Source organism: Streptomyces sp. NPDC043680 (assembly GCF_056436685.1).
The window spans coordinates 137,932-161,457 of the sequence record NZ_JBWKCE010000011.1; the positions used below are offsets into that span (position 1 = coordinate 137,932).

The 23,526-nt window shown below is 73.0% G+C and carries 21 protein-coding genes; 4 read left to right on the forward strand and 17 right to left on the reverse strand.

From position 1 onward, the window contains the following. Window positions 1–59 precede the first annotated feature (59 nt). Complete coding sequence (locus AC0666_RS22625; protein ID WP_361723880.1) at window positions 60–257, forward strand: DUF1918 domain-containing protein; 198 nt, start codon at window positions 60–62, stop codon at window positions 255–257. Between the two features lie 74 nt (window positions 258–331). Here the strand turns inward: AC0666_RS22625 and AC0666_RS22630 are convergent, their stop codons facing one another. After that, on the reverse strand, window positions 332–1,621 hold the full coding sequence (locus tag AC0666_RS22630) for a glycoside hydrolase family 10-like protein (protein WP_478708179.1): 1,290 nt from the start codon (window positions 1,619–1,621) through the stop codon (window positions 332–334). A 154-nt stretch (window positions 1,622–1,775) separates the two neighbouring features. On the opposite strand from AC0666_RS22630, the gene AC0666_RS22635 reads away from it, so the two are divergent. Continuing rightward, window positions 1,776–2,669, forward strand: a complete 894-nt coding sequence (locus tag AC0666_RS22635; protein ID WP_361723886.1) for a 3-hydroxybutyryl-CoA dehydrogenase — start codon at window positions 1,776–1,778, stop codon at window positions 2,667–2,669. A gap of 30 nt (window positions 2,670–2,699) precedes the next feature. On the opposite strand, the gene AC0666_RS22640 is transcribed toward AC0666_RS22635, so the two are convergent. From AC0666_RS22640 to infC, 9 genes are all read right to left on the reverse strand, one after another. Next, complete coding sequence (locus AC0666_RS22640) at window positions 2,700–3,230, reverse strand: NUDIX hydrolase (protein ID WP_468970669.1); 531 nt, start codon at window positions 3,228–3,230, stop codon at window positions 2,700–2,702. Between the two features lie 53 nt (window positions 3,231–3,283). After that, window positions 3,284–4,624: an NsdA family TPR-like regulatory protein gene (locus tag AC0666_RS22645; RefSeq protein ID WP_468583781.1), complete on the reverse strand. Its 1,341-nt coding sequence runs from the start codon at window positions 4,622–4,624 to the stop codon at window positions 3,284–3,286. Window positions 4,625–5,378: 754 nt separating this feature from the next. Next, window positions 5,379–7,907, reverse strand: a complete 2,529-nt coding sequence (gene pheT, locus AC0666_RS22650) for a phenylalanine--tRNA ligase subunit beta (protein WP_478708180.1) — start codon at window positions 7,905–7,907, stop codon at window positions 5,379–5,381. Beyond that, window positions 7,907–9,034 (reverse strand): phenylalanine--tRNA ligase subunit alpha, encoded by a 1,128-nt coding sequence (gene pheS, locus AC0666_RS22655; RefSeq protein WP_361723895.1) that lies wholly within the window; start codon window positions 9,032–9,034, stop codon window positions 7,907–7,909. The genes pheT and pheS overlap by 1 nt, the downstream gene beginning before the upstream one ends. Before the next feature lie 142 nt (window positions 9,035–9,176). Next, complete coding sequence (locus tag AC0666_RS22660) at window positions 9,177–10,367, reverse strand: sensor histidine kinase (RefSeq protein WP_478708181.1); 1,191 nt, start codon at window positions 10,365–10,367, stop codon at window positions 9,177–9,179. A 55-nt stretch (window positions 10,368–10,422) separates the two neighbouring features. Then, window positions 10,423–11,286, reverse strand: coding sequence for a TrmH family RNA methyltransferase (locus AC0666_RS22665; protein WP_468970660.1), 864 nt, complete (start codon window positions 11,284–11,286; stop codon window positions 10,423–10,425). Between the two features lie 195 nt (window positions 11,287–11,481). Beyond that, window positions 11,482–11,874: a 50S ribosomal protein L20 gene (rplT, locus tag AC0666_RS22670; protein WP_008741875.1), complete on the reverse strand. Its 393-nt coding sequence runs from the start codon at window positions 11,872–11,874 to the stop codon at window positions 11,482–11,484. 100 nt (window positions 11,875–11,974) lie between these two features. After that, window positions 11,975–12,169 (reverse strand): 50S ribosomal protein L35, encoded by a 195-nt coding sequence (gene rpmI, locus AC0666_RS22675; protein ID WP_361723905.1) that lies wholly within the window; start codon window positions 12,167–12,169, stop codon window positions 11,975–11,977. A 113-nt stretch (window positions 12,170–12,282) separates the two neighbouring features. After that, window positions 12,283–12,990 (reverse strand): translation initiation factor IF-3, encoded by a 708-nt coding sequence (gene infC, locus AC0666_RS22680; protein WP_468583843.1) that lies wholly within the window; start codon window positions 12,988–12,990, stop codon window positions 12,283–12,285. A 352-nt stretch (window positions 12,991–13,342) separates the two neighbouring features. Here infC and AC0666_RS22685 point away from each other — a divergent pair, with 352 nt between their 5' ends. After that, window positions 13,343–13,720, forward strand: a complete 378-nt coding sequence (locus AC0666_RS22685) for a DUF1844 domain-containing protein (RefSeq protein WP_361723908.1) — start codon at window positions 13,343–13,345, stop codon at window positions 13,718–13,720. Between the two features lie 141 nt (window positions 13,721–13,861). Here the strand turns inward: AC0666_RS22685 and AC0666_RS22690 are convergent, their stop codons facing one another. The 3 genes from AC0666_RS22690 to AC0666_RS22700 are packed head-to-tail and all read right to left on the reverse strand — an operon-like array spanning window position 13,862 to window position 16,598. After that, the gene (locus AC0666_RS22690; protein WP_468583785.1) at window positions 13,862–14,602 is read right to left on the reverse strand and encodes an SseB family protein; all 741 of its coding nucleotides are present in this window, start codon (window positions 14,600–14,602) and stop codon (window positions 13,862–13,864) included. A gap of 2 nt (window positions 14,603–14,604) precedes the next feature. Continuing rightward, window positions 14,605–15,825 carry a type VII secretion-associated serine protease mycosin gene (gene mycP / locus AC0666_RS22695; RefSeq protein ID WP_478708182.1) on the reverse strand — a complete coding sequence of 407 codons (1,221 nt, stop codon included), beginning with the start codon at window positions 15,823–15,825 and terminating at the stop codon, window positions 14,605–14,607. After that, the gene (locus AC0666_RS22700; protein ID WP_468970653.1) at window positions 15,822–16,598 is read right to left on the reverse strand and encodes a hypothetical protein; all 777 of its coding nucleotides are present in this window, start codon (window positions 16,596–16,598) and stop codon (window positions 15,822–15,824) included. Before AC0666_RS22700 ends, mycP begins: the two co-directional genes overlap by 4 nt. A 668-nt stretch (window positions 16,599–17,266) precedes the next feature. On the opposite strand from AC0666_RS22700, the gene AC0666_RS22705 reads away from it, so the two are divergent. Then, window positions 17,267–18,466 carry an amino acid deaminase/aldolase gene (locus AC0666_RS22705; protein WP_478708183.1) on the forward strand — a complete coding sequence of 400 codons (1,200 nt, stop codon included), beginning with the start codon at window positions 17,267–17,269 and terminating at the stop codon, window positions 18,464–18,466. Here the strand turns inward: AC0666_RS22705 and AC0666_RS22710 are convergent. The 4 genes from AC0666_RS22710 to AC0666_RS22725 all read right to left on the reverse strand — a co-directional run bounded on the left by AC0666_RS22710 (window position 18,463) and on the right by AC0666_RS22725 (window position 23,524). Continuing rightward, window positions 18,463–19,761, reverse strand: coding sequence for a haloacid dehalogenase-like hydrolase (locus AC0666_RS22710; RefSeq protein WP_468970648.1), 1,299 nt, complete (start codon window positions 19,759–19,761; stop codon window positions 18,463–18,465). The genes AC0666_RS22705 and AC0666_RS22710 overlap by 4 nt on opposite strands. A 145-nt stretch (window positions 19,762–19,906) precedes the next feature. Continuing rightward, the gene (locus AC0666_RS22715) at window positions 19,907–20,701 is read right to left on the reverse strand and encodes a 3-oxoacyl-ACP reductase (protein ID WP_468583790.1); all 795 of its coding nucleotides are present in this window, start codon (window positions 20,699–20,701) and stop codon (window positions 19,907–19,909) included. A 5-nt stretch (window positions 20,702–20,706) separates the two neighbouring features. Continuing rightward, the gene (locus tag AC0666_RS22720) at window positions 20,707–22,086 is read right to left on the reverse strand and encodes an aldehyde dehydrogenase family protein (protein ID WP_478708184.1); all 1,380 of its coding nucleotides are present in this window, start codon (window positions 22,084–22,086) and stop codon (window positions 20,707–20,709) included. 64 nt (window positions 22,087–22,150) lie between these two features. Beyond that, window positions 22,151–23,524 carry a glutamine synthetase family protein gene (locus AC0666_RS22725; protein WP_468970643.1) on the reverse strand — a complete coding sequence of 458 codons (1,374 nt, stop codon included), beginning with the start codon at window positions 23,522–23,524 and terminating at the stop codon, window positions 22,151–22,153. Window positions 23,525–23,526: the final 2 nt, after the last annotated feature.

Genomic DNA, 23,526 nt, shown 5'->3' on the forward strand with positions numbered 1-23,526 from the left:
CGCCCGAATCGCCGTAAACTGCTGTCACCGGAACCAGACCGCCTCCGAGGAGGTCAGCAATGCGCGCGACCGAGGGAGACCAGCTCGTGCAGCACGGCAGGGTCGTCGGGCAGCACGACAAGGTCGGCGAGATCACCCAGGTACTCGGCGAAAACGGCACCCCTCCCTACCGTGTCCGTTTCTCGGACGGCCACGAGGCCGTCATGTCCCCGGGCCCCGACTGCGTCGTCAAGCACCCGTCCGAGCCCGCACACTGACTGCACACCGACTGCAGCCCCCGCCCACACGACACACTCCGCGCCACGCCACAGGACACACGACCGGGGGCCGCTCAGCGCGGCGGCACCGGCGTCGGGTAATGGTCGGCAACGACCTTGGCCATCGCTCCATTGGGGTCCGCGACCACCTGCTTCGCCGAGAAGTAGACGTGACCGCGGACCTCGGCGTATCCGCGTGCGAACCGCACGTGTCGTGACAGCTCCGCCGGATCGCGCCAGGCTTCCGTGGAGCTCTCGGCCTCGCACCGGTAGAGCGCCTCCCCCACGTACAGCGCCACGCCCGTGCCCGCGACGGTCTGCGCCCACCAGGGGACGATCTTCGCGTAATCGGCGGTCGGGTGGCCGATGTGCCAGTACGCCTGCGGCACGATGTAGTCGATCCAGCCCTCCTTGACCCACTTGCGGGTGTCCGCGTAGAGGTCGTCGTACGTCGCCACCCCCGCCTGCGTGGCCGAGCCGAGGGGATCGCGGTCGCGGTTGCGCCAGACGGCGAAGGGGCTGATGCCGAACCGCACCCCGGGGCGCAGCGCCCGCAGCCGGGCGGACATCTCCCGCACCAGGGTGTCGATGTTGTTGCGGCGCCAGTCCTCCCGGGAGTCGAAGCCGCCTCCGTGCTGCGCGTAGGCGTCGTCGTCGTCGAAGTCCTCGCCCTCCACGGGGTACGGGTAGAAGTAGTCGTCCCAGTGCACCCCGTCCACCGCGTAGCGGGAGACGGCGTCGAGCATGGCCTCCTGCACGAAGGCGCGCACCTCGGGCAGCCCGGGGTTGTAGTAGAGCTTCCCGCCGTACGCCACCGTCCAGTCGGGGTTGCGGCGGGCCGGATGGCAGGCGCTCAGCCGGTCGGGATCGGCGTGGTTCGCCACCCGGTACGGGTTGAACCAGGCGTGCAGCTCCAGCCCGCGCGCACGGGCCTCCCGGACCGCGGTGCCCAGCGGGTCCCAGCCGGGATCCACGCCCTGCTCCCCGGTCAGCCACTGTGACCAGGGCTCACGGGCGGCCGGCCACATCGCGTCCGCGGCGGGCCGCACCTGGAGGACCACCGCGTTGAGCCGGCGCTCGACGGCGGTGTCGAGGAGGTCGAGCAGCTCGCTCTGCTGCGCCCCCGCGCTCAGCCCGGGCCCGGAGGGCCAGTCGACGTTCTCCACCGAGGCGATCCACATGCCCCGGAACTCGGCTGCGGCCGCCCCGGCGGCACCGGCCTTCGCGGCCCCGCCCTTCTCAGCCGGAGCCGGCCCCCGTCCGGACCCGTCCGCCCGCTGCGCGGCCCCCGCCGGGCGCGCGGCCGTGATGGCCAGCGCGCCGGCGGCCCCGGCCAGCAGCATCCGCCGTCCGATGTGCGTCATGTGACGACTCCGTTCCGTTCCGTGACATTGCTTCGCGTGGAGTCAGCATGCCCGCCCCGGCACCCCACCGCGGCCAAGGTCGGGGGTAACGTCGGGGGGCGTGGCGGGCGCCGGAACGCAGTTACCACTGCAACCACGGGGGACCCGCCGACGAATGAGCAGCGAAAGGCACGAAGTGACTGACCTCCCTTCCGACATCACACGAGTCGGCGTAGTGGGCTGTGGCCAGATGGGTGCGGGCATCGCCGAGGTGTGCGCCCGCAGCGGCCTTGAGGTGAAGGTCGCCGAGACCACAGGCGAGGCCCTGGAGATCGGACGCACCCGGCTGCACAACTCCCTGACGAAGGCCGCCGAACGCGGCAAGATCACGGAGGAGGAGCGGGACGCCACCCTGGCCCGCCTCACGTTCACCACCGATCTGGGCGAGTTCGCCGACCGCGACCTGGTCATCGAGGCGGTCGTCGAGAACGAGCAGGTCAAAACGGAGATCTTCCAGGTCCTCGACCAGGTGGTCACCCGCCCGGACGCGATCCTCGCCTCGAACACCTCCTCGATCCCGCTGGTCAAGCTGGCCGTCGCGACCTCGCGCCCGGACCAGGTCATCGGCATCCACTTCTTCAACCCGGCCCCGGTGCAGAAGCTCGTCGAGCTGATCCCCGCGCTGACCACGGGCGAGGAGACGGTCAAGCGGGCCGAGGCCCTGGTCCGCGACGTGCTGGACAAGCACGCCGTCCGCGCTCAGGACCGGTCCGGCTTCGTCGTCAACGCGCTCCTCGTCCCGTACCTGCTGTCCGCGATCCGGATGTTCGAGTCCGGCATCGCGAGCCGCGAGGACATCGACAACGGCATGGAGCTGGGCTGCGCCCACCCGATGGGCCCGCTCAAGCTGTCCGACCTGATCGGCCTGGACACCATCGTCTCGATCGCCGATTCGATGTACGCCGAGTACAAGGAGCCGCTGTACGCCGCTCCCCCGCTGCTCCAGCGGATGGTCGACGCGGGCCGTCTCGGCCGCAAGACCGGCTCGGGTTTCTACCCGTACGGATGAACCCACCACGGCTGACGTGCCCGGCCGCGGTCAGCCGAGCCGCAGGTGGTGCAGGAGGAGGAGCCCGGCCGCCATGTTGGCGGCCGGGACCTCCCCGCGCGCGATCATGTCCGGCACGAGTTTGAGCGGCACCCACTCGCGCCGCGAGGACTCGAAGTCGTCCTCCGGATGACCGGTGTACGTCGCGCCGTCCGCCCAGTAGAGGTGGTGGCGGGCATCGGTCAGCCCGTTGGCGGGCTCCACGGTCATCAGATGGTGCAGCGGGCCGGGCCGCCAGCCCGACTCCTCCTCCATCTCCCGGGCCGCGGCGCTCTCGATGTCCTCCCCGTCCTCGACCACGCCCGCGGGAAGTTCCCAGCCCCAGCTGTCCGTGATGAAGCGGTGGCGCCACAGCAGCAGCACCTCGTTGGCCTCGTTCACGGCGGTGGCGACGGCCACCGGTCGCAGCCGGATCACGAAGTGGTCCAGATGCCGGCCGTCGGGAAGTTCCACATCCGCGAGGTTCACGTCGAACCACCGGTTCCTGTACACGGTCTGCTCACTCAGGTTCGTCCACTGCACGGTTCTGCCACCTTCCGCATCTGTTGGTGGCAACATGGCAGCAGCTCCACCGGTCACAGTGGAACGCGCAGCGCCCCGTCGATGAGCTGTGCGGTCTCCTGGGCACCCGAACACCCGCTGGTCAGCAGCTGTTCGCGGACCGCCCGCAGCCGGTCGCGCAGCCGCAGCGACTCCATCCCCGTGGCCCGCTCGGCCATTTCGGCGGCCGCCGCCACCGCCCGGTCCGCCTCGCCCTGGCGCAACTGGATCTCGCACAGCATCGCCAGCCGGTGGACCCGGCCCCGGTCGTGCGCGGGCGTGCCGACGGCCGCGGTCGCCTGCTCGTGGGCGGCGTCGAGGTCGCCGAGGCTGAGCAGCGCCTCGGCCACCTGTACGTTGACCAGCCCGGGCTGCACGTACCCCGTCTCGTCGGGCTCCGTCCCGGGCCGGATCCGCTCGGCCGCCGCCTCGGCGTGCCGGATGCAGGCCAAGGCCGCGGTGGGGTCGCCGAGTTGGGCATAGGCCTTGGCCTGCATGGCGTACAGGTCGGCGGCCAGGGCCGGGGTGGTGTGCCGGCCCGCGGCGCGCAGCGCGGCCTCCGCGAAGGCGACCGCCTGCCGGTACTCCCGCAGGTGCAGGCACTGGTTGACGATCAGCGCGATCACGTACGCGCCGAGCCCGCGGTCGCCGCTCGCCTTCGCCAGCCTCAGGGCCTGGTGGAAGTAGCGCTGGGCGAGCCCGTGGGCGTCGGAGTCGTACGCGCAGATCCCGGCCACCGCCACGAGGGAACCGGTGGCCCGGTGCAGCTTGCGGCCGAGGCTGTCGGAGTAACTCCCGCGCAGCATCGGCGCGGTCTCGCTGCCGAGGAAGCGGACGATCCGGGCCCGGGTGGCCACGCCGCCGGCCCGGCGGTACATGACCTCGTAGTGGGCGCGGGCGGCCCGCAGGATCTCGATGTGCTCGGGCCCGATCCGGTTCGGCCCGTCGCGCGAGACATCGGCGTCCTCGGGCGGATTCTCCCACTCCCATACGGGTATCACCGCGGGCGTGCCGGTGACGGCCTCGGTGCTGAGCAGCTGGTAGCGGCCCTGGTCGTCGGACCGCCAGAGGGCGGCGGCACGGTCGACGAAACCGCTGAGCGGGGAGGCGTGCGGGCCCGCGGGCTGGCCGGGCACGCCGAATCCGACGTCGTCCAGCGACACCGGGCGCCCGAGGCGGCCGCCGAGCACCTCGCAGATCAGGTCGGGCACTTGGCCGCGGGGCCGCTGCCCCTTCAACCACCGGGTGACCGCGGTGTGTTCGTAGCGCAGGGCGAGTCCGCGGGACCGGCCCGCCTGGTTCACGTGTGCGGCGAGTCCGGCGTGGGACATGCCCGCCTCGGCGAGGAGGGCGTCGAGCAGGGCATTGGGCTGCATGGGCCCCTCCAAGGGCTCGTCGCAGTCCAGGCTAGTGGGTGCGCGGTTCACACGGGGTGCGAACCGAGTACGCGCATAAATGCGATGCGCACCCTGCCGCGAGGGTGGCTCGGGGCGCTTCACTTAAGGGCCTCGCCAAGAGGCCGCTCGGGTCGTCGGCTCCCCCTCGTACAGTGCGACGACCCGGCAAGGCGCCGCCCGTTCTGCTGTCTGCCCGACACTCCATGGCAGGCGGGCGGCGCGCCGCGGTTCCGTCGACGCCCGGTTGGTCGCCGGGCTCCGCCGGAACCGGGCCGATCGCGCACCGGGTCCTCCCACCGGGACCCGGTGCGCCGCCCGCCCCACCCGAAGCCCCCGCGGGCCGCCGAAGCGACCCCGCCGGGGCGCACCGCCCGAGCCCGTCCCCGGTGCGAAGCCGCCCCGCCGTCCCGGCGCACGCCCCGTGCCCTGCCTGCACGGCGGCGGGCCGACCCCTGCCCCCGCTGCCCGGTGCGGCCGGGGCGGCCGGGGCGGCCGGGGCGCGGAGCTGTCCCCTACCCGCCCTTCCACCGTTCCCCGGGCGCTGCCCGGGTCCGGGGCGGAGCCCCAGGACACCCGGCGGAACCGGGGCACGTTTGCGCAGCCGGGCCGCGCCCGCAGACACGGGGGCGCAGTACAGTCCCGCCGGCGCCCGGGGCGTCGGGCCGTGCCCGGAGACGGGTGAGGGGCGCACCCCGGCGTTCGGGGGCGCCCCTCGGCGAGTCGGCGGCAGCGGCTACGCGCCCCGCAGCACCGCCCCCGTGCGCTCAGCGGCCAGCGCCACGGCCGCGTCGCGGGCCGCCGTGGACTCCTCGGCCGTCAGCGTGCGGTCGGACGCGCGGAAGCGCAGCGCGTACGCCAGGGACTTCTTGCCCTCGCCGACCTGCTCGCCGGTGAACACGTCGAACAGCCGCAGGGATTCGAGGAGTTCGCCCGCGCCCTTGCGGAGGGCGGCCTCCACCGAGGCGGCCGGCACCGACGCGTCGACGATCAGCGCGACGTCCTGGGTCGCCACCGGGAAGGTGGAGATCCGGGGCGCCTCCACGGGCCGGCCGCCGGCCGCCGCGAGGCGGTCGAGGTCGAGCTCCATGGCGCTGGTGCGGGCCGGCAGGCCCATCGCCTTGACCACCCGCGGGTGCAGCTCACCCGCGTGGCCGATGACCTGCTCCACCCCGTCGAGGACGACGACCAGCTCGGCACAGCGGCCCGGGTGCCAGGGACCGTACTGGCCCTGGCGGACCACCAGTTCGGCACCGGCCTCGACGGCCAGCGCCCGCGCGGCCTGGACGGCGTCCGCCCAGTCGGCCGGGCGGCCCTTGCCCCACCAGCCGGCCTGCTCCCGCGCACCGGCCAGGGCGACCGCGGCGTACCGCGGCTGCGCCGGCAGGGCGGCGTTCAGCGTGGCGATCTCCTCGTCCGTGGGACGCCGGTCGACCGGCAGCCGTACGGCGACGCCCGGCTGCTCGCCGGCCCGGAAGACCGAACCGGTCTCGAAGAGGGCCAGGTCGTGGCTGCCGCGGCTCTCGTTGCGGCGCAGCGCGCCCAGCAGGCCCGGCAGCAGCGTGGTGCGCAGCGCCGGCTCCTCGTCGGAGATCGGGTTGACCAGCTTGACGACCTGGCGCGCCGCGTCGTGCGCGGGCAGCTGGAGCTGGTCGAAGACGGCCTCACCGATGAACGGGTAGCTGAGCGCCTCGACGTAGCCCGCGCCGGCCAGCGCGCGGCCGACCCGGCGGTGCAGCTGCTGCCGGGCGGTCAGGCCGCGGCCCGAGGGGACCTGCGGGAGGGTCGACGGCAGGTTGCCGTAGCCCTCCAGCCGGATGACCTCCTCGGCCAGGTCGTTCGGCTCGGCGAGGTCGGGCCGCCACGACGGGACGGTGACGACGAGCTCGTCCTGACCGTAGACGTCGCAGCCGACCTCCTGGAGGCGGCGGACGACGGTCTCGCGGCCGTAGTCCATGCCCGCGACCCGGTCCGGGTGGTCCGCGCTCATCGCGATGGTGCGCGGGGCGCCCGGCGCGGTGAGCTCGGTGACGCCGGCCTCGGCGGTGCCGCCCGCGAGCAGCACCAGCAGGTCGACGGTCCGCTGCGCGGCCGCGGCGGCGGCCTGCGGGTCAACGCCGCGCTCGAAGCGCTTGGACGCCTCGGAGGACAGCTTGAGGCGGCGGGCGGTGCGCGAGATCGACACGGAGTCGAAGTGCGCGGCCTCGATGACCACGTCCGTGGTGCCCGTGACCTGGCCGGTCTCGGGGTCGGTCACGGAGTCGGCGATCTCGGTGTTGGCGCCGCCCATGACACCGGCCAGGCCGATCGGCCCACTGTTGTCGGTGATCACCAGGTCCTCGGCGTCGAGGGTGCGCTTGACCCCGTCGAGGGTGGTGAACTTCTCGCCCTGCTCGGCCCGGCGGACGCCGATGGCGCCGTCGAGGCGCGAGCGGTCGTACGCGTGCAGCGGCTGGCCGAGCTCCAGCATCACGTAGTTGGTGATGTCCACGGCGAGCGAGATCGGGCGCATGCCGGCCTTCTGCAGGCGGCGGGTGAGCCAGATCGGTGAACGCGCCTCGGGGTCGAGACCGGTGACGGTGCGGGCGGTGAATCGGTCGCAGCCCGCCGGGTCGTCGATCTTGACGAGGTAGCCGTACGAGTTCGGGGCGGGCACGTCCAGCAGGGCCGGGTCGCGCAGCGGCAGGCCGTACGCGGTCGCCACCTCGCGGGCCACGCCGCGCATGGACATGCAGTAGCCGCGGTCCGGGGTGATGTCGATGTCGAGGACCTCGTCGACGAGCTGGAGCAGCTCGATCGCGTCGGTGCCGACCTCGTGCTCCGGCGGCAGCACGATGATGCCGTGCGTGCCGTCGTCGCCCATGCCGAGCTCCTCGCCGGAGCAGATCATGCCGTGCGAGGTCTTGCCGTACGTCTTGCGCGAGGCGATCGCGAAGTCGCCGGGCAGCACCGCGCCGGGCAGGACCACGACGACCTTGTCGCCCACGGAGAAGTTCCGGGCGCCGCAGACGATCTCCTGCGGCTCGCCGGTGCCGTTGGCCCGGCCGACGTCGACCGTGCAGAAGCGGATCGGCTTGCGGAAGCCCTCCAGCTCCTCGATGGTCAGCACCTGACCGACGACGAGCGGGCCCTTGAGCCCTGAGCCGAGCTGCTCGACGGTCTCGACCTCAAGGCCCGCGTCGACGAGTTTGGCCGCGACGTCGCGACCGGATTCACCCGCGGGGAGGTCGACGTACTCCCGCAGCCAGGAAAGCGGGACGCGCATCAGATCTCACTCCCGAACGGCCGGGTGAAACGAACGTCTCCCTCGACCATGTCTCGCATGTCTTCAACGTTGTGACGGAACATCAGCATCCGCTCGATGCCGAAACCGAAGGCGAACCCGCTGTACTTCTCGGGGTCGACGCCGCAGGCGACGAGCACCTTGGGGTTGACCATGCCGCAGCCGCCCAGCTCGATCCAGCCCTCGCTGGAGCAGGTACGGCAGGGGCGGTCGGGGTTGCCCACCGACGCGCCGCGGCACACGTAGCACTGCATGTCCATCTCGGCGGACGGCTCGGTGAAGGGGAAGAAGTGCGGGCGCAGGCGGGTGGTGGTCTCCTCGCCGAACAGCTCCTTGACCATGTGGTCGATGGTGCCGCGCAGGTCCGCCATGGTCAGGCCCTCGTCCACGGCGAGCAGCTCGACCTGGTGGAACACCGGCGTGTGCGTCGCGTCGAGCTCGTCGGTGCGGTACACGCGGCCCGGGCAGACGATGTAGACGGGCGGCTTGCGCTCCAGCAGCGAGCGCGCCTGCACCGGGGAGGTGTGGGTGCGCAGCACGACGCCGGACTCGTCGCCCTCGGTGCCGGCCGGCCCCTGGACGAAGAAGGTGTCCTGCATCTGGCGCGCCGGGTGGTCGGGCGTGAAGTTGAGGGCGTCGAAGTTGAACCACTCCGCCTCCACCTCGGGGCCCTCGGCGACCTCGTAGCCCATGCCCGTGAAGATGTCCGCGATGCGGTCCATCAGCGTGGTCAGCGGGTGCCGGGCGCCGGCCGGGACGCGGTCGTAGGGCAGCGTGACGTCCACCGCCTCCTCGACCAGCACCCGCTCGTCGCGCTCACGCTCAAGCTCGACGGTGCGGGCCCCGAAGGCCTTGTTCACCGCGCCACGGGCCTGGCCCACGCGCTTGCCGGCCTCGGCCTTGGCGTGCGGCGGCAGGGCGCCGATCTCGCGGTTGGCGAGCGCCAGGGGCGACCGGTCGCCCATGTGCGCGCTCTTCGCCTCGCGCAGCGCGTCGAGGTCGCCGGCGGACGCGAAGGCGGCGAGCGCCTCGTCCCGCATGCGCTCGATCTCTTCCGGTTTCAGTGCCTCGACCTCGACAGGGTCGTACGACTTGTTCGGTGCCGACATCTCTTCCCGTACTTCCGATGGCTGGCTGGTGGGTCCCCGTACGACTCGATCGGCACAAGGACACAAAGGTGCCAAAGGACGAGTCTAAAGGTCGCCGGGGGTGAAGGAGCCCGTGGGCCGCCTGGCGAGACGCTCCGCAGGGTTACTGCGTGAGGTACGCCGGCGCGCCGACGGGCAGGATAAATCGGAACTCGGCGCCGCCGCCGGGGCCGCGGCCGACCGTGATGGTGCCGCCGTGGGCCTCCACGATGCCCTTGACGATGTACAGGCCCAGGCCGGTGCCGCCGCGCTTGCTGCCCCGCCAGAAGCGGGTGAAGACGCGGCCCATCGACTCCTCGGGGATCCCGGGGCCCTCATCGGTCACGGTGACGGCGGTTCCCTTCTCGGTCTTGCCCGCTGCGTTCGTCAGGCTGGTCGGCGATACGTCGATGGTGACCGTTCCCTCGCCGTGCCGCACCGCATTTTCGAGGAGGTTGCCGAGGATCTGGTCGATCTTGTCCGGATCGGCCCACAGATCGGGGAGCGAGCGGCTCACCCGTACGAGGAACCGGTCGGGGGCCTGGCCGTTCGCGGTGAGCGCCTGGACGTGGCGGCCCACGGCGGTGGCGATGTCCACGGGCTGGCGGCGCACTTCGAGGCGCCCGGAGTCGATCCGGGAGATGTCGAGGAGTTCGGCGATCAGCCGGGTGACCCGGTTCGCGTCCGCGTCGACGGTCTCCAGCATCAGGCGCTTCTGGTCGTCGGTGAACCGCTCCCACTTGGCCAGCAGGGTAGCCGTGAACCCCTTGACCGAGGTGAGCGGCGAGCGCAGCTCGTGCGCGACGGTGGCGATCAGCTCCGCGTGGCTGCGCTCGGTGCGCCGCCGGGCCTCGGTGCCCCGCAGGGTGACCACGAGGCGGCGCAGCGGGCCGGTGGGGTGGGTGCGCACGTACCGGGCGGAGACCAGCACCTCGCGGCCGCCGGGCAGGAGCAGGTTCCGCTCGGGCTGTCCGCGACGGGTGGCCAGGCCTCCGTACGGGTCGGTCAGCGTCCACCAGCGACGGCCGTCGAGGTCCTCCAGGGGCAGCGCCCGCTCGATCCGGGCGCCGAGCGCCTCGGCCGGGGCCAGGGCGGTGATCCGGGCGGCGGCGGAGTTGAAGCAGATCACCCGGCCGGTGTGGTCGGCGACGACGAGCCCGTCGGGCAGGTCGTCGGGGTCGATCCCGAGGCCGGTGAAGTCCGCGGGCCCGGTGCCCTGGCCGGCGCGGCCCGCGGTCTGCGGGGGCACGGCCGCCAGGGTGGGTGTCCCGGCCGCCTTCGCGGCCCCTGGCGAGCTGTTCGTCCCGACGGTCATGTCCCAGTACCCCACATCTCCGAGTAGCGCAGTGGGCCCCCGCGCCGCCACATTACTAGCTGGGGGTCACGGAGCGGCACCCTCCGGACGCCCGCTGTGCACGCGCGGACGCATACAGGCACACCGCGGCGGCCGTGGCGAGGTTCAGGCTCTCCGCCTTGCCGTGGATCGGGACCCGTACGACGGCGTCGGCGAGCGCCCGCGTCTCCTCGGGCAGGCCCCAGGCCTCGTTGCCGAACACCCAGGCCGAGGGGCCGCCCATGGTGCCCGCGTCCAGCTCGGCGTCGAGGTCGTCCGTGCCGGCCCCGTCCGCGGCGAGGATCCGCACGCCGGCGGCCCGCAGGCCCGCGACGGCCTGCTCCACGGGCACGCCCACGGCGACGGGCAGGTGGAAGAGGGAGCCCACCGAGGCGCGGACGGACTTGGGGTTGTACAGGTCCACGGAGGCGTCGGTCAGGACGACCGCGTCGGCGCCCGCGGCGTCCGCGCAGCGCAGCACGGTGCCGGCGTTCCCCGGGTCGCGGACGTGAGCGAGGACGGCGACGAGCTTGGGCCGCGCCTTCAGGATCTCCTCGAAGGGCGAGTCGAGGAAGTGGCAGACGCCGACCAGCCCCTGCGGGGTGACGGTCTGGGAGACCTCGGCGAGCACCTCGTCGGAGGCGTAGTGCACGCGGGCTCCGGCGGCCAGCGCGGCATCGATGATCCCGGTGTGGCGCTCGGCGGCCTCGACCGTGGCGAACAGCTCGATCAGGGTCGCGCCCGCGGCTCCGCGGTGCTCGACGGCCTCGCGGACGGCCTGGGGGCCCTCGGCGATGAACCGGCGCTCCTTGGTGCGGAAGTTGCGCCGCGCGAGCCGCCTGGCGGCGGCCACCCTCGGGGACCGGGGTGAGATCAGCTCGGCGGGGGCGGGGGTACCCATGGCGGTCGGCTCGCTTCCGTACGTACTGCGGGTGGAGACAGGGGTGGGACGGGTGGAGACGGGTGGGGCGTCGGCGACCCTCGACGGGTCGGCGGCCCGGCCGTCGACCTGGTCGTCAACGCACCGGACCCGCAGGCACAGGGCCTGCGGGTCCGGGCTGAAGCCAGTGGAGGCTTGCTGCGCGAAGCGTGACGCTTAGGCGGCGGCGGGGGCCTTCGGGGCGTTCACGTCGGCCGGAAGCGCCTTCTGCGCGACCTCGACGAGCGCGGCGAACGCGTTGGCGTCGTTGACGGCCAGCTCCGCGAGGATCTTGCGGTCCACCTCGATGTTGGCGGCCTTCAGACCCTGGATGAGGCGGTTGTACGTCATGCCGTTCTGGCGGGCAGCAGCGTTGATGCGCTGGATCCACAGCTGACGGAAGTCGCCCTTGCGCTTCTTGCGGTCGTTGAAGTTGTAGACCAGCGAGTGGGTGACCTGCTCCTTGGCCTTGCGGTACAGGCGCGAACGCTGACCGCGGTAGCCGGAGGCCGCTTCGAGGATCGCCCGGCGCTTCTTGTGGGCGTTTACTGCCCGCTTGACGCGTGCCACTTTTTAACTCCTTGTAGCGGGGCCGCGGGTGTGTTCACGCGGCCCGAAATTCGATGGGGTCCCGGTCTTGGCGTCCCGCTCCCGGCAGGGAGCGGAGACGTCAGATGCCGAGAAGCTTCTTGATCTTCGCGGCGTCGCCCGGGGCCATCTCGGCGTTGCCGGTGAGGCGACGCGTCAGCTTGGACGACTTGTGCTCGAGCAGGTGGCGCTTACCGGCACGCTCGCGGAGCACCTTGCCGGAGCCGGTGATCTTGAAGCGCTTCTTGGTACCGCTGTGCGTCTTGTTCTTCGGCATAGCGCCGTTATCTCCTCGTCGGTGGCGCTCCCACCGGTCCGGTCGGACCGGCTTGCGGGAGCGTCATGTTGTGTCGGTGATCCGGGACAGGCTGGCCCGGATCAGGCCTCGGATCAGGCCTCGGCGGGTGCCTCGGGAGAGGCGGCCTCGGTGTCCTCGGCGGAGGCGACCTCGGTGCCCTCCTCGACGGCGGCTTCCTGCGCGGGAGCCTCGTCGGCGGCGACACCCTGGCGCTCGGCCTTGCGGGCGGCCTGCGCCTCGCGGGCTTCGGCCATCGCCTCGGTCTTCTTCTTGTGCGGACCGAGGACCATGATCATGTTTCGGCCGTCCTGCTTCGGGTTCGACTCGATGAACCCGAGGTCCTCGACGTCCGAAGCCAGACGCTGCAGCAGTCGGTAGCCGAGTTCCGGCCGGGACTGCTCGCGACCACGGAACATGATCGTGATCTTGACCTTGTCGCCCTGCTTGAGGAACCGAACGACGTGACCCTTCTTGGTGTCATAGTCGTGCGGGTCGATCTTCGGCCGGAGCTTCATTTCCTTGATGACCGTGTGCGCCTGGTTCTTGCGCGCCTCACGGGCCTTCATGGCCGACTCGTACTTGAACTTGCCGTAGTCCATGAGCTTGCAGACCGGCGGGCGTGCAGACGCCGCGACCTCGACCAGGTCCAGGTCGTACTCCTGCGCGAGCTCAAGCGCCTTCGCAAGCGGGACGATGCCCACCTGTTCGCCGCTGGGACCGACGAGTCGCACCTCAGGGACACGAATCCGATCGTTGATGCGGGGCTCGGTGCTGATGGATCCTCCTCGGTAGCACCACACGACTGCCTGGCAGACAGCCGCTGACGTCATTTGTCGTCAGACCAACCGCGGCGGAACACGAAAAGGCCCCGCCGGGCACAGGTGGGGGCTCCAAAACAACCGGAGCACCGACGCGTGTGAACCGCGGGGCGCAGACTCGGGCAGCTTTCCATCGTCCGTACGGAACGATGGATGCCGCCTGACCGGTGACCCGCCGCCCCGGAGGACGGTCAGGTGGGAGAGCGGAGCCTCCACTTGTGGGCCGGTGACATGCGTCTCCGGCCGGTCGTCAGCCCAATATAGCATTCCGCGCCGGGTCCGCTCATCCGGTGCCCGGTCGGCGACCGGCGCCGACCGGCTTATCGTGTGAGGCATGACTGACGCGACCCCCACCCCCGCCGCCGAGGCCGACCAGGCCCCCGACTACGACGCCATGACCCGCGACATCGCGGACGTGCCCGCCGTCGAGGTGATCACCACGGTGGCCGTGCACCTGCTGAGCGCCGCGGCGGTCAACCTGGGCCTGGACAAGCCGGACTCCGAGCACAAGGACCTCGACGAGGCCCGCAAGCTGATCACCGCCCTCGCGGGCCTGGTCACGGCGAGCGCCACCGAGATCAGCTCCTTCCACGCGGCCCCGCTGCGCGACGGCCTGAAGTCGCTGCAGCTGGCCTTCCGCGAGGCCTCCCTCGTCCCGGACGAGCCCGGGCAGGGGCCGGGCGAGAAGTTCACGGGGCCCGTCTTCGGCTGAGCCGTCGCCGCCCGCGGGCGGAGCGGGCCCGAGAACCAGGCCGGAGCAGAGGGGCCGGGGCTTGTGCCCCGGCCCCTCTGCGTGTGACCGGCCCCTCGTCCGTCCGGCCCCTGCGCCCGGCCCCTGTGCGGGTACGCCGCCTCAGCGGGAGAAGAGCGGCTCGCCGGGCGGGGCCGGGGCCGCCGCCGGGAGCAGCGCCAGGTCCAGCCCGCGCACCAGCCGGGCCCGCAGCGTCTCGTCGCCGGCCAGTGCCTGCGCGACCCGGCGGGCCGCCTCGGGGGCCTGCGCGTCCGCGGCCAACACGATCGCCAGGGTGCCGTCGGCATCCGCCCCGCCGGGGCCCAGGTGGGCGCGGAGCACGGCGGGCTCCGCGGACACGGCGGCCCGTACGGCCTCCCGCACCGCGGGGTCGGCGAGCGGGTCGGCGTCGGTCCGGCCCTCGGCCAGCGCGAGCAGGGCGGAGCCGGTGAGCTGGTAGGTGACCGGGCCTGCCAGGTCCAGGACGAGGGTGTCGGCCTTCTCGTGCGCGGCGGCGGCCAGCGCCTGGTGCAGGGGGACGGCCACGGGCCGGGCGGCCGGATCCCAGAGGGCCAGCGAGGCGGTCGAGGTGAAGGCCGGCAGCGCCCGCCGGTCCCCCGCCCGCAGGGTCGGGACGGCCATGTCGCTGGTCTTCTCCTGCTTCAGCCCGGTGGCCGGGTCCGTCTCGACCTCGCCGAGGACGGCGACGACCGGGACCAGCAGGCGGGCGTCCTTGAGCGCGGCCAGTACCTCCGGCTCCTTCGCTCTGTCCTGCGACCAGGCGGCCAGGGCCGCGCTCAGCCGGGGATCGGCGGAGCCGTCGTCGTCGGAGAAGCCGGGGTCGGGAATGCTTTTGTTCGCCACAGTTACCCGACTGTATCCCGCCCCCGGTGGAAGCCCCGCGGGCGCCGTGCCAGTACGGCGGCCAGCACCAGCAGGGCCGCGCCCGCCACAGCGGCCGCGGTGATGGCGAGGCGGTGGCCGGGCCCGGGCGCGGCCGCCGGCTCAGGGCCGGGGCCGAAGTAGGGCGACCCCGCCCCGACCGGGGTGGGGACGGGCGGCTCGGGGCGCAGTTCCTCGGCCGTCTGGAGGGCGGCGACGGGGTCCACCAGGCCGTGGCCGCGGGAGTCGTCCCGGCCGCCGGGCGGGGCGCCCGAGGCGGTGTCCTCCAGCAGCTTCTTGATCTGGGCCGGGGACAGGTCCGGGTGGGCGGCCTTGACGAGGGCCACGGCGCCGGAGACGAAGGCCGCAGCGGCGCTTGTGCCCCAGCCCTCGTAGTAGGAGCGGTCGGGGTCGGCGATGACCACGTCGACGCCGGGGGCGCTGACGGTGGCGTACCAGCTGCGGGTCGAGAAGGGCGCCTTCCGGCCGGCGCGGTCCACGGCGGTGACGGCGATGACGCCGGGGTACGCGGCCGGGTAGGAGGCGTGGTCGCCCTGGCGGCCGCCGTTGCCGGCCGAGGCGACGACCACCACGCCCTTGGCGAGGGCGTACTGGACCGCCTCGTCCTCGGCGGCCTCGTGGTGGGCGGAGTCGCTGTCGTCGCCGAGGGAGAGGTTGATCACGTTCGCGCCGTGGTCGGCGGCCCAGCGGATGCCTTCGGCGAGGGCGCCGCCCTTGGTTTCGCGGGCCTTGGCCCGGCCCGGGTCGCCCTCCTCCAGGATCACCCGGACCGGGAGGATCTTGACCTGGGGTGCGATGCCGAGGACGCCTTGGCCGCGGCTCGGGCCGTGGCCGTGTCCGGCGATGATCCCGGCCATGGCGGTGCCGTGCCGGGCCCAGGAGCGGTCGCCGCGGCCGGCGCCCATGCCGATCAGATCGGCGCCTTCGAGGACCTGTCCCGCGAGGTCGGGGTGGGTGGAGTCGACACCGGTGTCGAGGACGGCGACGGTCACCCCGTCGCCCTGGGTGGTGCCCCAGGCCTCCTCCGCGCGCAGGGCCGTCAGGCCCCACTGGCGGTCTCGTATGGCGTCGGCGCAGGCGGGGGGCGCGGCGGTGCCGACGAAGAGGGCTGCGAGGGCGGTGACGGTGGTGAGGGAGGTGAGGGCGCCGGTGCGGGTACGGGTACGGGTGCGGGCCGTGGTCACCGGGCGGGCTCCGGGGTGGCGGGGGCCGTGAGGGTCTGGAGGGTGCGCTCCATGGCCGCGGCGACGGCCTTGGCCTCGTGGCCGAGGCCCGCCTGGGCGACGGCTCCGGTGGCGTCCTTGCGCATGGCTTCCTCGGCGGGGCGCGGGGCGTCCACGGGGCGGCCGTCGGTGAAGGCGGAGACGGTGTAGAGGACGATCGGGCCCTCGGGGAGCACGGAGGCGGTCCAGGCGGCGCGCCGGCCGTCCGCGAAGCCGTAGCCGGGGGGCGCGGTGAAGTGGCCGCCGAGGGCGGCCATGGCGGGGGCGTCGGCGGGGGTGAACACCATCCCGACGGTGACGAGGGAGCTGCGGGTGGCGTCGGTGTAGGTGGCGCGCAGGACGCGGGTGCAGCCGGTGGGGACCAGGGCCGCCTGCCAGGCCGGGGCCAGCGCCGGGCCGCACTCGGCGTCGGGGGCCAGGGCGACGCGGGTCCAGCTGCGGTCGGCCCCGCCGGGGCCGGCGCCGGGGCCGGCGAGGACGGGCGGGAAGAGGGTGTCGACGGGGGTGGCCCGCCAGAGGGAGCCGGCGCGGCGGTAGACGGCCTCGGCCGTCGGGGGGCGGTGGGCGGCGCGGTGGTCGGCCCAGGCGGTGAGGGCGGCCCCGCAGAGGAGGACGAGGCCGAGGAGGGCGCAGAGGGGGGCGGGGGTGGGACGGCGGTGCCGAGGTGGGTGGTGCTCGGGGGCGGGCTCCGGGCCGGACCCGGCCAGGACCGCATGCGGTGTCGACGTGGTCATCCGGCGGCTCCGCCCCCCGTTCCGTACGGCTGCCTCCGGCCACTCTACGCGCCTTCCGGCCACCCGAACCGGCCGCGCGCCCCGGCCGCCGTCGATCCCTCGGGCGGGCTCGGCATCGGTGAGCCGCGGACTGGCCCTGACGGGCCGGTGGGTGCTGGGCGAGCCGCCCTGCCCGGGCGGGCTCCGCGCCGGCGGGGTGCCCCTCGACGGGACCGGCCCTTGGTGGGGCGGTGCGGCCGAATCACGGCCTGACCCGGCGGTGACCGCTCGTCCTCGACTCACCACCCCAGTGTCCCCGCCCCACCTGGCGATCTCCCGGCCCCAGGGGGAGGGCTGCGACGGCCAGCCGGGGGTGGGGGTGGGGTGTTGACCGGGGCGTAGAACGTGATTTGTTGGCGCGGGATCCGGATCATCTCCATGACCCCGCTCAGGCGCCATGAATCATGAGCTCCGGACGACACCCCACCCCGCCCCCGTCACCGGCCCCGCTACGCGACACGGACCCACCAAATCCAGCCTCGCCGGCGTTTGAGGCGCGGGGGGTGCGGGGGGGCTGGCCCCGCGACGGCGCCGCCCATGACCCGGCAAAGCCACGGGCCCCGCCGGCGTTCGAGGCGCGGGGGGCCGGGGGCTACCCAGGGGTAATGCGCCGTGGCAAGCTGCGCCGCATGAATCTTCACGGGGACCGGGCCCGGTACGACCGGGCCACCGCGCATCTCGACGCCCCCCTGGCCATCGTGGACCTCGACGCGTTCGACGCCAACGCCGACGACCTCGTCCGCCGCGCCGCGGGCAAGCCGGTGCGGGTCGCCAGCAAGTCGGTGCGCTGCCGGGCGCTCCTCGAACGGGTCCTGGCAAGGCCCGGATTCGCCGGGATCATGTCGTACACCCTCGCGGAGTCGGTCTGGCTGGCCAGGTCCGGGTTCGAGGACGTCCTGCTGGCCTATCCCTCCGCCTACCGCGCCGGCTTCGCCGAACTCGCGGGTGATCCGAAGCTGGCCGCCGCCGTCACGGTCATGGTGGACGACCTCGCGCAGCTGGAGCTGATCGACCGGGCCCGGGACGGCGGGTCCCAGGAGATCCGGGTCTGCCTGGAGTTGGACACCGCGCTGCACCTGCTCGGCGGCAGGATCCGCGTGGGCGCCCGGCGTTCGCCGCTGCGGGAGCCGGCCCAGCTCGCGGAGCTCGCCCGTGCGGTCGCGGCCCGCCCGGGATTCCGGGTGGTGGGGCTCATGGGGTACGAGGGCCATGTCGCCGGGGTCGGGGACGCGCTGGCCGGACGGCCGCTGCGGTCCCGGGCCATCCGGCTCATGCAGGGCGCGGCCCGCAAGGAGCTCGCGGCCCGTCGCGCCGAGACCGTACGGGCCGTGCGGGCGGTGGTGCCGGACCTGGAGTTCGTCAACGGCGGCGGCACCGGCAGCGTCCAGCAGACCGCCGCAGAGGAGGCGGTCACCGAGATCGCCGCCGGGTCGGGGCTGTACGTACCGCGGCTGTTCGACAACTACACCTCGTTCCGCGGCCGTCCGGCGGCGCTCTTCGCGCAGCCGGTGGTCCGGCGGCCGGGGGTGGGGGTGGTCACGGTGCTCGGCGGGGGCTACCCGGCCTCCGGTGCGGCGGGCCCGGACCGGCTGCCGGAGCCGTATCTGCCGCCGGGTCTGCGCTACGACCCGCAGGAGGGCGCGGGCGAGGTGCAGACGCCGCTGCTCGGCAGCCCGGCCGACGACCTGCTGATCGGCGACCGGGTCTGGTTCCGGCACGCCAAGGCCGGTGAGCTGTGCGAGCGGTTCGACGTGCTGCACCTCGTGGCGGGTGACCGGGTGGCCGCTTCCGTGCCGACGTACCGGGGCGAGGGCCGGACCTTCCTCTAGAAGACGGTGTCCGTCTGGTCGGGGATGACGCTGGTGTCGCCCCGGCGGACGGGGCCGGGTGTGCCGTCGTGGTCGGTGTAGCCCGTGCTCGCGCACGGGTAGGGCGTGGTCTTCTGCTTCTTCGGCTCGATGAACATGGGGTTCACGATCCACTTGCCGTCACTGTTGTCGTAGGCGCGGCACATGAGTTCGTCCTTGTTGCGGTTGACGACGAGCCGCAGGGCGGTCGCGTCCCGCAGGAACGAGACGTCGGTGTCGGAGTCGCCCGCGGCGAACACCTGGCGGCGGGCGGCGGGCTGGACCTTTTCGGCGGCGGGGCCGCGGACGCCGAAGACCTCCTGGTTGATCCAGCAGCGCTTGCCGTCGATGTACGTGATCATCGTGTCGGCGCCGTCCTCGACGGATCCGCAGCCCTGGAGGTGGGAGGTGAACCTCCCGCCGCGGGTGGTGGTGTTGCGGATGCCGATGACGTGGTCGGGCCCGATTCCGACGCCCTTGGCCCAGACCTCGACGACCGGTTGGGGCGAGGCCGAGCTGATCCAGACGTCGAAGCCGGCCTGCTGGAGGCTCCTGATCAGGTCCTGCTGCTGGTCGTAGTAGCGGACCCAGCCGGTGGCGGTGCCGCTGCCGACCTGCTGCCGGGTGCCGACGGGCGCGGCGAGGTTCTCCGCGCGGGCGGCGGCCGCGAAGGCGCGGACCTCGCGTGCGGTCCAGCCCTGCATCAGCTGGGGCAGCCAGGCGTACGCGGGTTCGGTCGTGCGGTGGTCCCATCCGGCGAAGGCGGCGGCGCCCGCGCGGGTCGCGGAGCTGCCGTACACCGCGGCGAGTTCGTCGGCGCAGCCGGCGCCCTCGGGGGTGCCGGTGGGCAGCGGGGCGCCGGGGGCGGCGAGGGCGCCGCAGGCTTCGGCGAGGGCGCGGGCGGCGTCCGGGGTGAGGTGGCGGCTGGTGGTGGACCAGTCTCCGGTGGCGGGTTGGCGGATCTTCCCGTTGCGCAGCAGCCAGTACAGGGTGGCGTCGCCGACGTCGTTCTTGACGACGGTGTTGTCCCAGTCGAAGACGGCGACGGGCCGGGTGCGGTCGGGGCGGTACGGGTTGCAGGCGCCGTACTGGTCGATCAGCTGCTGGAGCCTGGCCTGGTTGTCCCCGTACCAGCCGGCCGCGAGCTCCGGGGTGGTGCAGGGGGCGCCCGGACGGGCCGCCTGGGCGGCGGGCGCGGTGGCGACGAGCGCTGCGGCGGCCAGCGCGGCGGCCGCGGCTGCGGCCGGGAGCCGCCGGGCGGTGGTGGGTCGGGTCACTGAGGTGGTCTCTCCTGGTTCCGGTGGAGATCATCGCGGACGGTGGAGCACGACAGCCGGGCGTCGTGCGACGCCCGGCTGTCGGGGGAGGAGTACGGGTGAACGCTCGGCGGGGTCGGCTCGCAGGCCCGCCGGCGGAGCCGGTTTAGAGGGGCGTCACGTACGCGCCGGAGATGCCGCCGTCGACCAGGAAGTCGGTGGCGTTGATGAAGGAGGAGTCGTCGCTGGCGAGGAAGGCGACGGCGGCCGCGATCTCGGTGGGCTCGGCGAACCGGCCCAGCGGGATGTGGACGAGGCGGCGGGCGGCCCGCTCCGGGTCCTTCGCGAAGAGCTCCTGCAGCAGCGGGGTGTTGACCGGCCCCGGGCACAGGGCGTTGACCCGGATGCCCTCGCGGGCGAACTGCACGCCGAGCTCGCGGGACATGGCGAGCACGCCGCCCTTGGATGCGGTGTAGGAGATCTGGGAGGTGGCGGCGCCCATGATCGCCACGAAGGAGGCGGTGTTGATGATGGAGCCGCGGCCCTGGCGCTGCATGTAGGGCAGGGCGGCCTTGCAGCACAGGTAGACGGAGGTGAGGTTGACGTCCTGGACGCGCTTCCAGGCCTCCAGGCCGGTGGTGAGGATGGAGTCGTCGTCGGGGGGCGAGATGCCCGCGTTGTTGAAGGCGACGTCCACGGAGCCGTAGGTGTCGAAGGCGGTCTTGAAGAGGGCCTCTACCTCCTCGGGGCTGGTGACGTCGACCTTCACGAAAGTGCCGCCGACCTCCTCGGCGGCGGCCTTGCCCGCGGTCTCGTCGATGTCGCCGCAGACGACGTTGGCGCCCTCGGAGGCCAGGCGCCGGGCGGCGGCGAGGCCGATTCCGCTGCCGGCTCCGGTGATGACGGCGGTGCGGCCGACCAGGCGGCGGCAGACGATCTCTTCGGTGCTCTGGCTGGTCATGTTCTTCAGGCCTCCGTGCTGATGAAGACGTTCTTGGTCTCGGTGAATGCGGTCAGGGCGTCGGGGCCGAGCTCGCGGCCGAGGCCGGACTGCTTGTAGCCGCCGAAGGGGGTCCAGTAGCGCACGCTGCTGTGGGAGTTGACGGAGAGGTTGCCCGCGGCGACGGCGCGCGAGACGCGCAGGGCGCGGCCGATGTCGCGGGTCCACAGGGAGCCGGAGAGGCCGTACTCGGTCGCGTTGGCCAGGCGTACGGCGTCCTCCTCGTCCTCGAAGGGCAGGACGACGGCGACCGGGCCGAATACCTCCTCGGCCGCCACGGGCGCGGTGGGTTCCACGCCGGTGACGAGGGTCGGGGGGTACCAGAAGCCGGGGCCCTCGGGGGCGGTGCCGCGGATCGCGGTGAGGTCGTCGGTGACGTACGACCGTACGCGGTCCAGTTGCGCGCGGGAGATCAGCGGCCCCATCTGGGTCTTCTCGTCGGCCGGGTCACCGACGCGCACCTTTTCGATCTCCGGGGCGAGCAGTTCCAGGAAGCGGTCGTACGCGGTCCGCTGGACGAGGATCCGGGTGCGGGCGCAGCAGTCCTGGCCGGTGTTGTCGAGGTAGGCCATGGGGGCCGCGGCCGCGGCTGCTTCGAGGTCGGCGTCGGCGAAGACGATGTTGGGGCTCTTGCCGCCGAGTTCGAGGGTGACCCGCTTCACCCGTTCGGCGCACTTGGCCATGATCTGCTTGCCGATCCGGGTGGAGCCGGTGAAGACGATCTTCGCCACGCCGGGGTGTTCGACGAGCGCGTCGCCCGCGACCGCTCCGCGGCCGGGGAGCACCTGGAAGAGGTGCTCGGGGATCCCGGCTTCGAGGGCGAGTTCGGCGAGGCGCAGCGCGGTGAGGGGGGTGGTCTCGGCGGGCTTGAGGAGGACGGCGTTGCCCGCGGCGAGCGCCGGGGCCAGTCCCCAGGCGGCGATCGGCAGGGGGAAGTTCCACGGGGCGATGACGCCGATGACGCCGAGGGGTTCGAGGAAGGTGACGTCGATGCCTCCGGCGACGGGGATCTGGCGGCCGGAGAGCCGTTCCACTCCCCCGGCGGCGAAGTCGAGCAGGTCGCGGACATTGCCGGCTTCCCAGCGGGCGTTGCCGATGGTGTGGCCGGCTTCGCGGACCTCCAGCTGGGCCAGTTCCTCGATGTGCTCGTCGACCACGGCGGCGAACCGGCGCAGCAGCCGGGCCCGGTCGGCGGGGGCCGCCGCGGCCCAGCCGCGCTGGGCCGCGGCGGCTCGGGCGACGGCGGCATCGACATCGTCCCGTGTGGCGGCCGGGACGATGGCGACGATTTCCTCGGTGGCCGGATTCAGCACCGTCAAATTGAAGGGGTCCAGCGCATCGGACACGTGGTGCCTCTCAGACGTTCGGTTGCGATGTGGGCCGGGGGCCTGGGGCCGGGGCGGGCGGTGCTCAGAGGCGTTCGAAGGAGCGGCGCAGCTCCCAGTCGGTGACCGCGGAGTCGTAGGCGTCCAGTTCGACGCGGGCCATGTTGCGGTAGTGGGCGACCACTTCGGGGCCGAACGCGGATTTGGCGATCTCGCTGTTCTCCCAGAGCTCGGCGGCTTCGCGCAGGGTGGTGGGGACGTGGGCGAAGTCGGCCGTGTAGGCGTTGCCCGCGCAGGCCTCGGGCAGTTCGAGGCGGTTCTCGATGCCGTAGATCCCGGCCGCGACCAGCCCGGCGACGGCGAGGTAGGGGTTGACGTCACCTCCGGGGAGGCGGTTCTCGAAGCGCATGGAGCGGCCGTGGCCGACGACCCGGAGCGCGCAGGTGCGGTTGTCCAGGCCCCAGGCGACGGCGGTCGGTGCGAAGGAGCCCGGCCGGAAACGCTTGTACGAGTTGATGTTCGGGGCGTAGAGAAGGGAGAAGTCGCGCAGCGCGGCCAGCTGGCCGGCCAGGAAGTGTCGCATCACCGGTGACATTCCGTGTTCCGGGCCGTGTCCGTCTCCGGCCATCACGTTGCGTCCGTCGGTGTCGCTGAGCGAGAGGTGGATGTGGCAGGAGTTGCCCTCGCGCTCGTCGAACTTCGCCATGAAGGTGAGCGAGACGCCTTCCTGGGAGGCGATCTCCTTCGCCCCGGTCTTGTAGACGGCGTGCTGGTCGCAGGTGGTCAGGGCCTCGTCGTAGCGGAAGGCGATCTCGTGCTGGCCGAGGTTGCACTCCCCCTTCGCCGACTCGACGGTCAGGCCTGCGGCCTGCATCTCGTTGCGGATGCGGCGCAGCAGGGGCTCGATGCGGCCGGTCCCGAGGACGGAGTAGTCGATGTTGTACTGGTTGGCGGGGGTCAAGCCGCGGTAGTTCGCGTTCCAGGCCTGCTCGTAGGTGTCCTGGAAGACCATGAACTCCAGCTCGGTGCCGACCATGGCCGTGTACCCGTGCTCGGCGAGGCGCTCCAGCTGGCGGCGCAGGATCTGCCGGGGTGCGGCCACGACCGGGGAGCCGTCGTTCCAGGCGAGGTCGGCGAGGAGGAAGGCGCTGCCGGGGTTCCAGGGGAGGCGGCGCAGGGTGGCGAGGTCGGGGTGCATGGCGAAGTCGCCGTAGCCGCGGTCCCAGGAGGACATCTCGTATCCGTCGACGGTGTTCATGTCGGTGTCGACGGCGAGGAGGTAGTTGCAGCCCTCGGTGCCGTGTTCGAGGACCTCGTCGAGGAAGAAGCGTGCGGCGAACCGCTTGCCCTGGAGCCGCCCCTGCATGTCGGGGAAGGCCAGGACGACGGTGTCGATCTCACCGCTGGCGACGAGGGCGCGAAGCTCCTCGGGCGCGAGCGGCGGCTTGCGGTCTACCACTG

What these genes read in the sequence shown, in the direction of transcription:
- AC0666_RS22625 (WP_361723880.1), top strand. Translation starts at nt 60, where the DNA reads ATGCGCGCGACCGAGGGAGACCAGCTCGTGCAGCACGGCAGGGTCGTC.
- AC0666_RS22630 (WP_478708179.1), bottom strand. Translation starts at nt 1,621, where the DNA reads ATGACGCACATCGGACGGCGGATGCTGCTGGCCGGGGCCGCCGGCGCG.
- AC0666_RS22635 (WP_361723886.1), top strand. Translation starts at nt 1,776, where the DNA reads ATGAGCAGCGAAAGGCACGAAGTGACTGACCTCCCTTCCGACATCACA.
- AC0666_RS22645 (WP_468583781.1), bottom strand. Translation starts at nt 4,624, where the DNA reads ATGCAGCCCAATGCCCTGCTCGACGCCCTCCTCGCCGAGGCGGGCATG.
- pheT (WP_478708180.1), bottom strand. Translation starts at nt 7,907, where the DNA reads ATGCGCGTCCCGCTTTCCTGGCTGCGGGAGTACGTCGACCTCCCCGCG.
- pheS (WP_361723895.1), bottom strand. Translation starts at nt 9,034, where the DNA reads ATGTCGGCACCGAACAAGTCGTACGACCCTGTCGAGGTCGAGGCACTG.
- AC0666_RS22660 (WP_478708181.1), bottom strand. Translation starts at nt 10,367, where the DNA reads ATGACCGTCGGGACGAACAGCTCGCCAGGGGCCGCGAAGGCGGCCGGG.
- AC0666_RS22665 (WP_468970660.1), bottom strand. Translation starts at nt 11,286, where the DNA reads ATGGGTACCCCCGCCCCCGCCGAGCTGATCTCACCCCGGTCCCCGAGG.
- rpmI (WP_361723905.1), bottom strand. Translation starts at nt 12,169, where the DNA reads ATGCCGAAGAACAAGACGCACAGCGGTACCAAGAAGCGCTTCAAGATC.
- AC0666_RS22685 (WP_361723908.1), top strand. Translation starts at nt 13,343, where the DNA reads ATGACTGACGCGACCCCCACCCCCGCCGCCGAGGCCGACCAGGCCCCC.
- AC0666_RS22700 (WP_468970653.1), bottom strand. Translation starts at nt 16,598, where the DNA reads ATGACCACGTCGACACCGCATGCGGTCCTGGCCGGGTCCGGCCCGGAG.
- AC0666_RS22705 (WP_478708183.1), top strand. Translation starts at nt 17,267, where the DNA reads ATGAATCTTCACGGGGACCGGGCCCGGTACGACCGGGCCACCGCGCAT.
- AC0666_RS22715 (WP_468583790.1), bottom strand. Translation starts at nt 20,701, where the DNA reads ATGACCAGCCAGAGCACCGAAGAGATCGTCTGCCGCCGCCTGGTCGGC.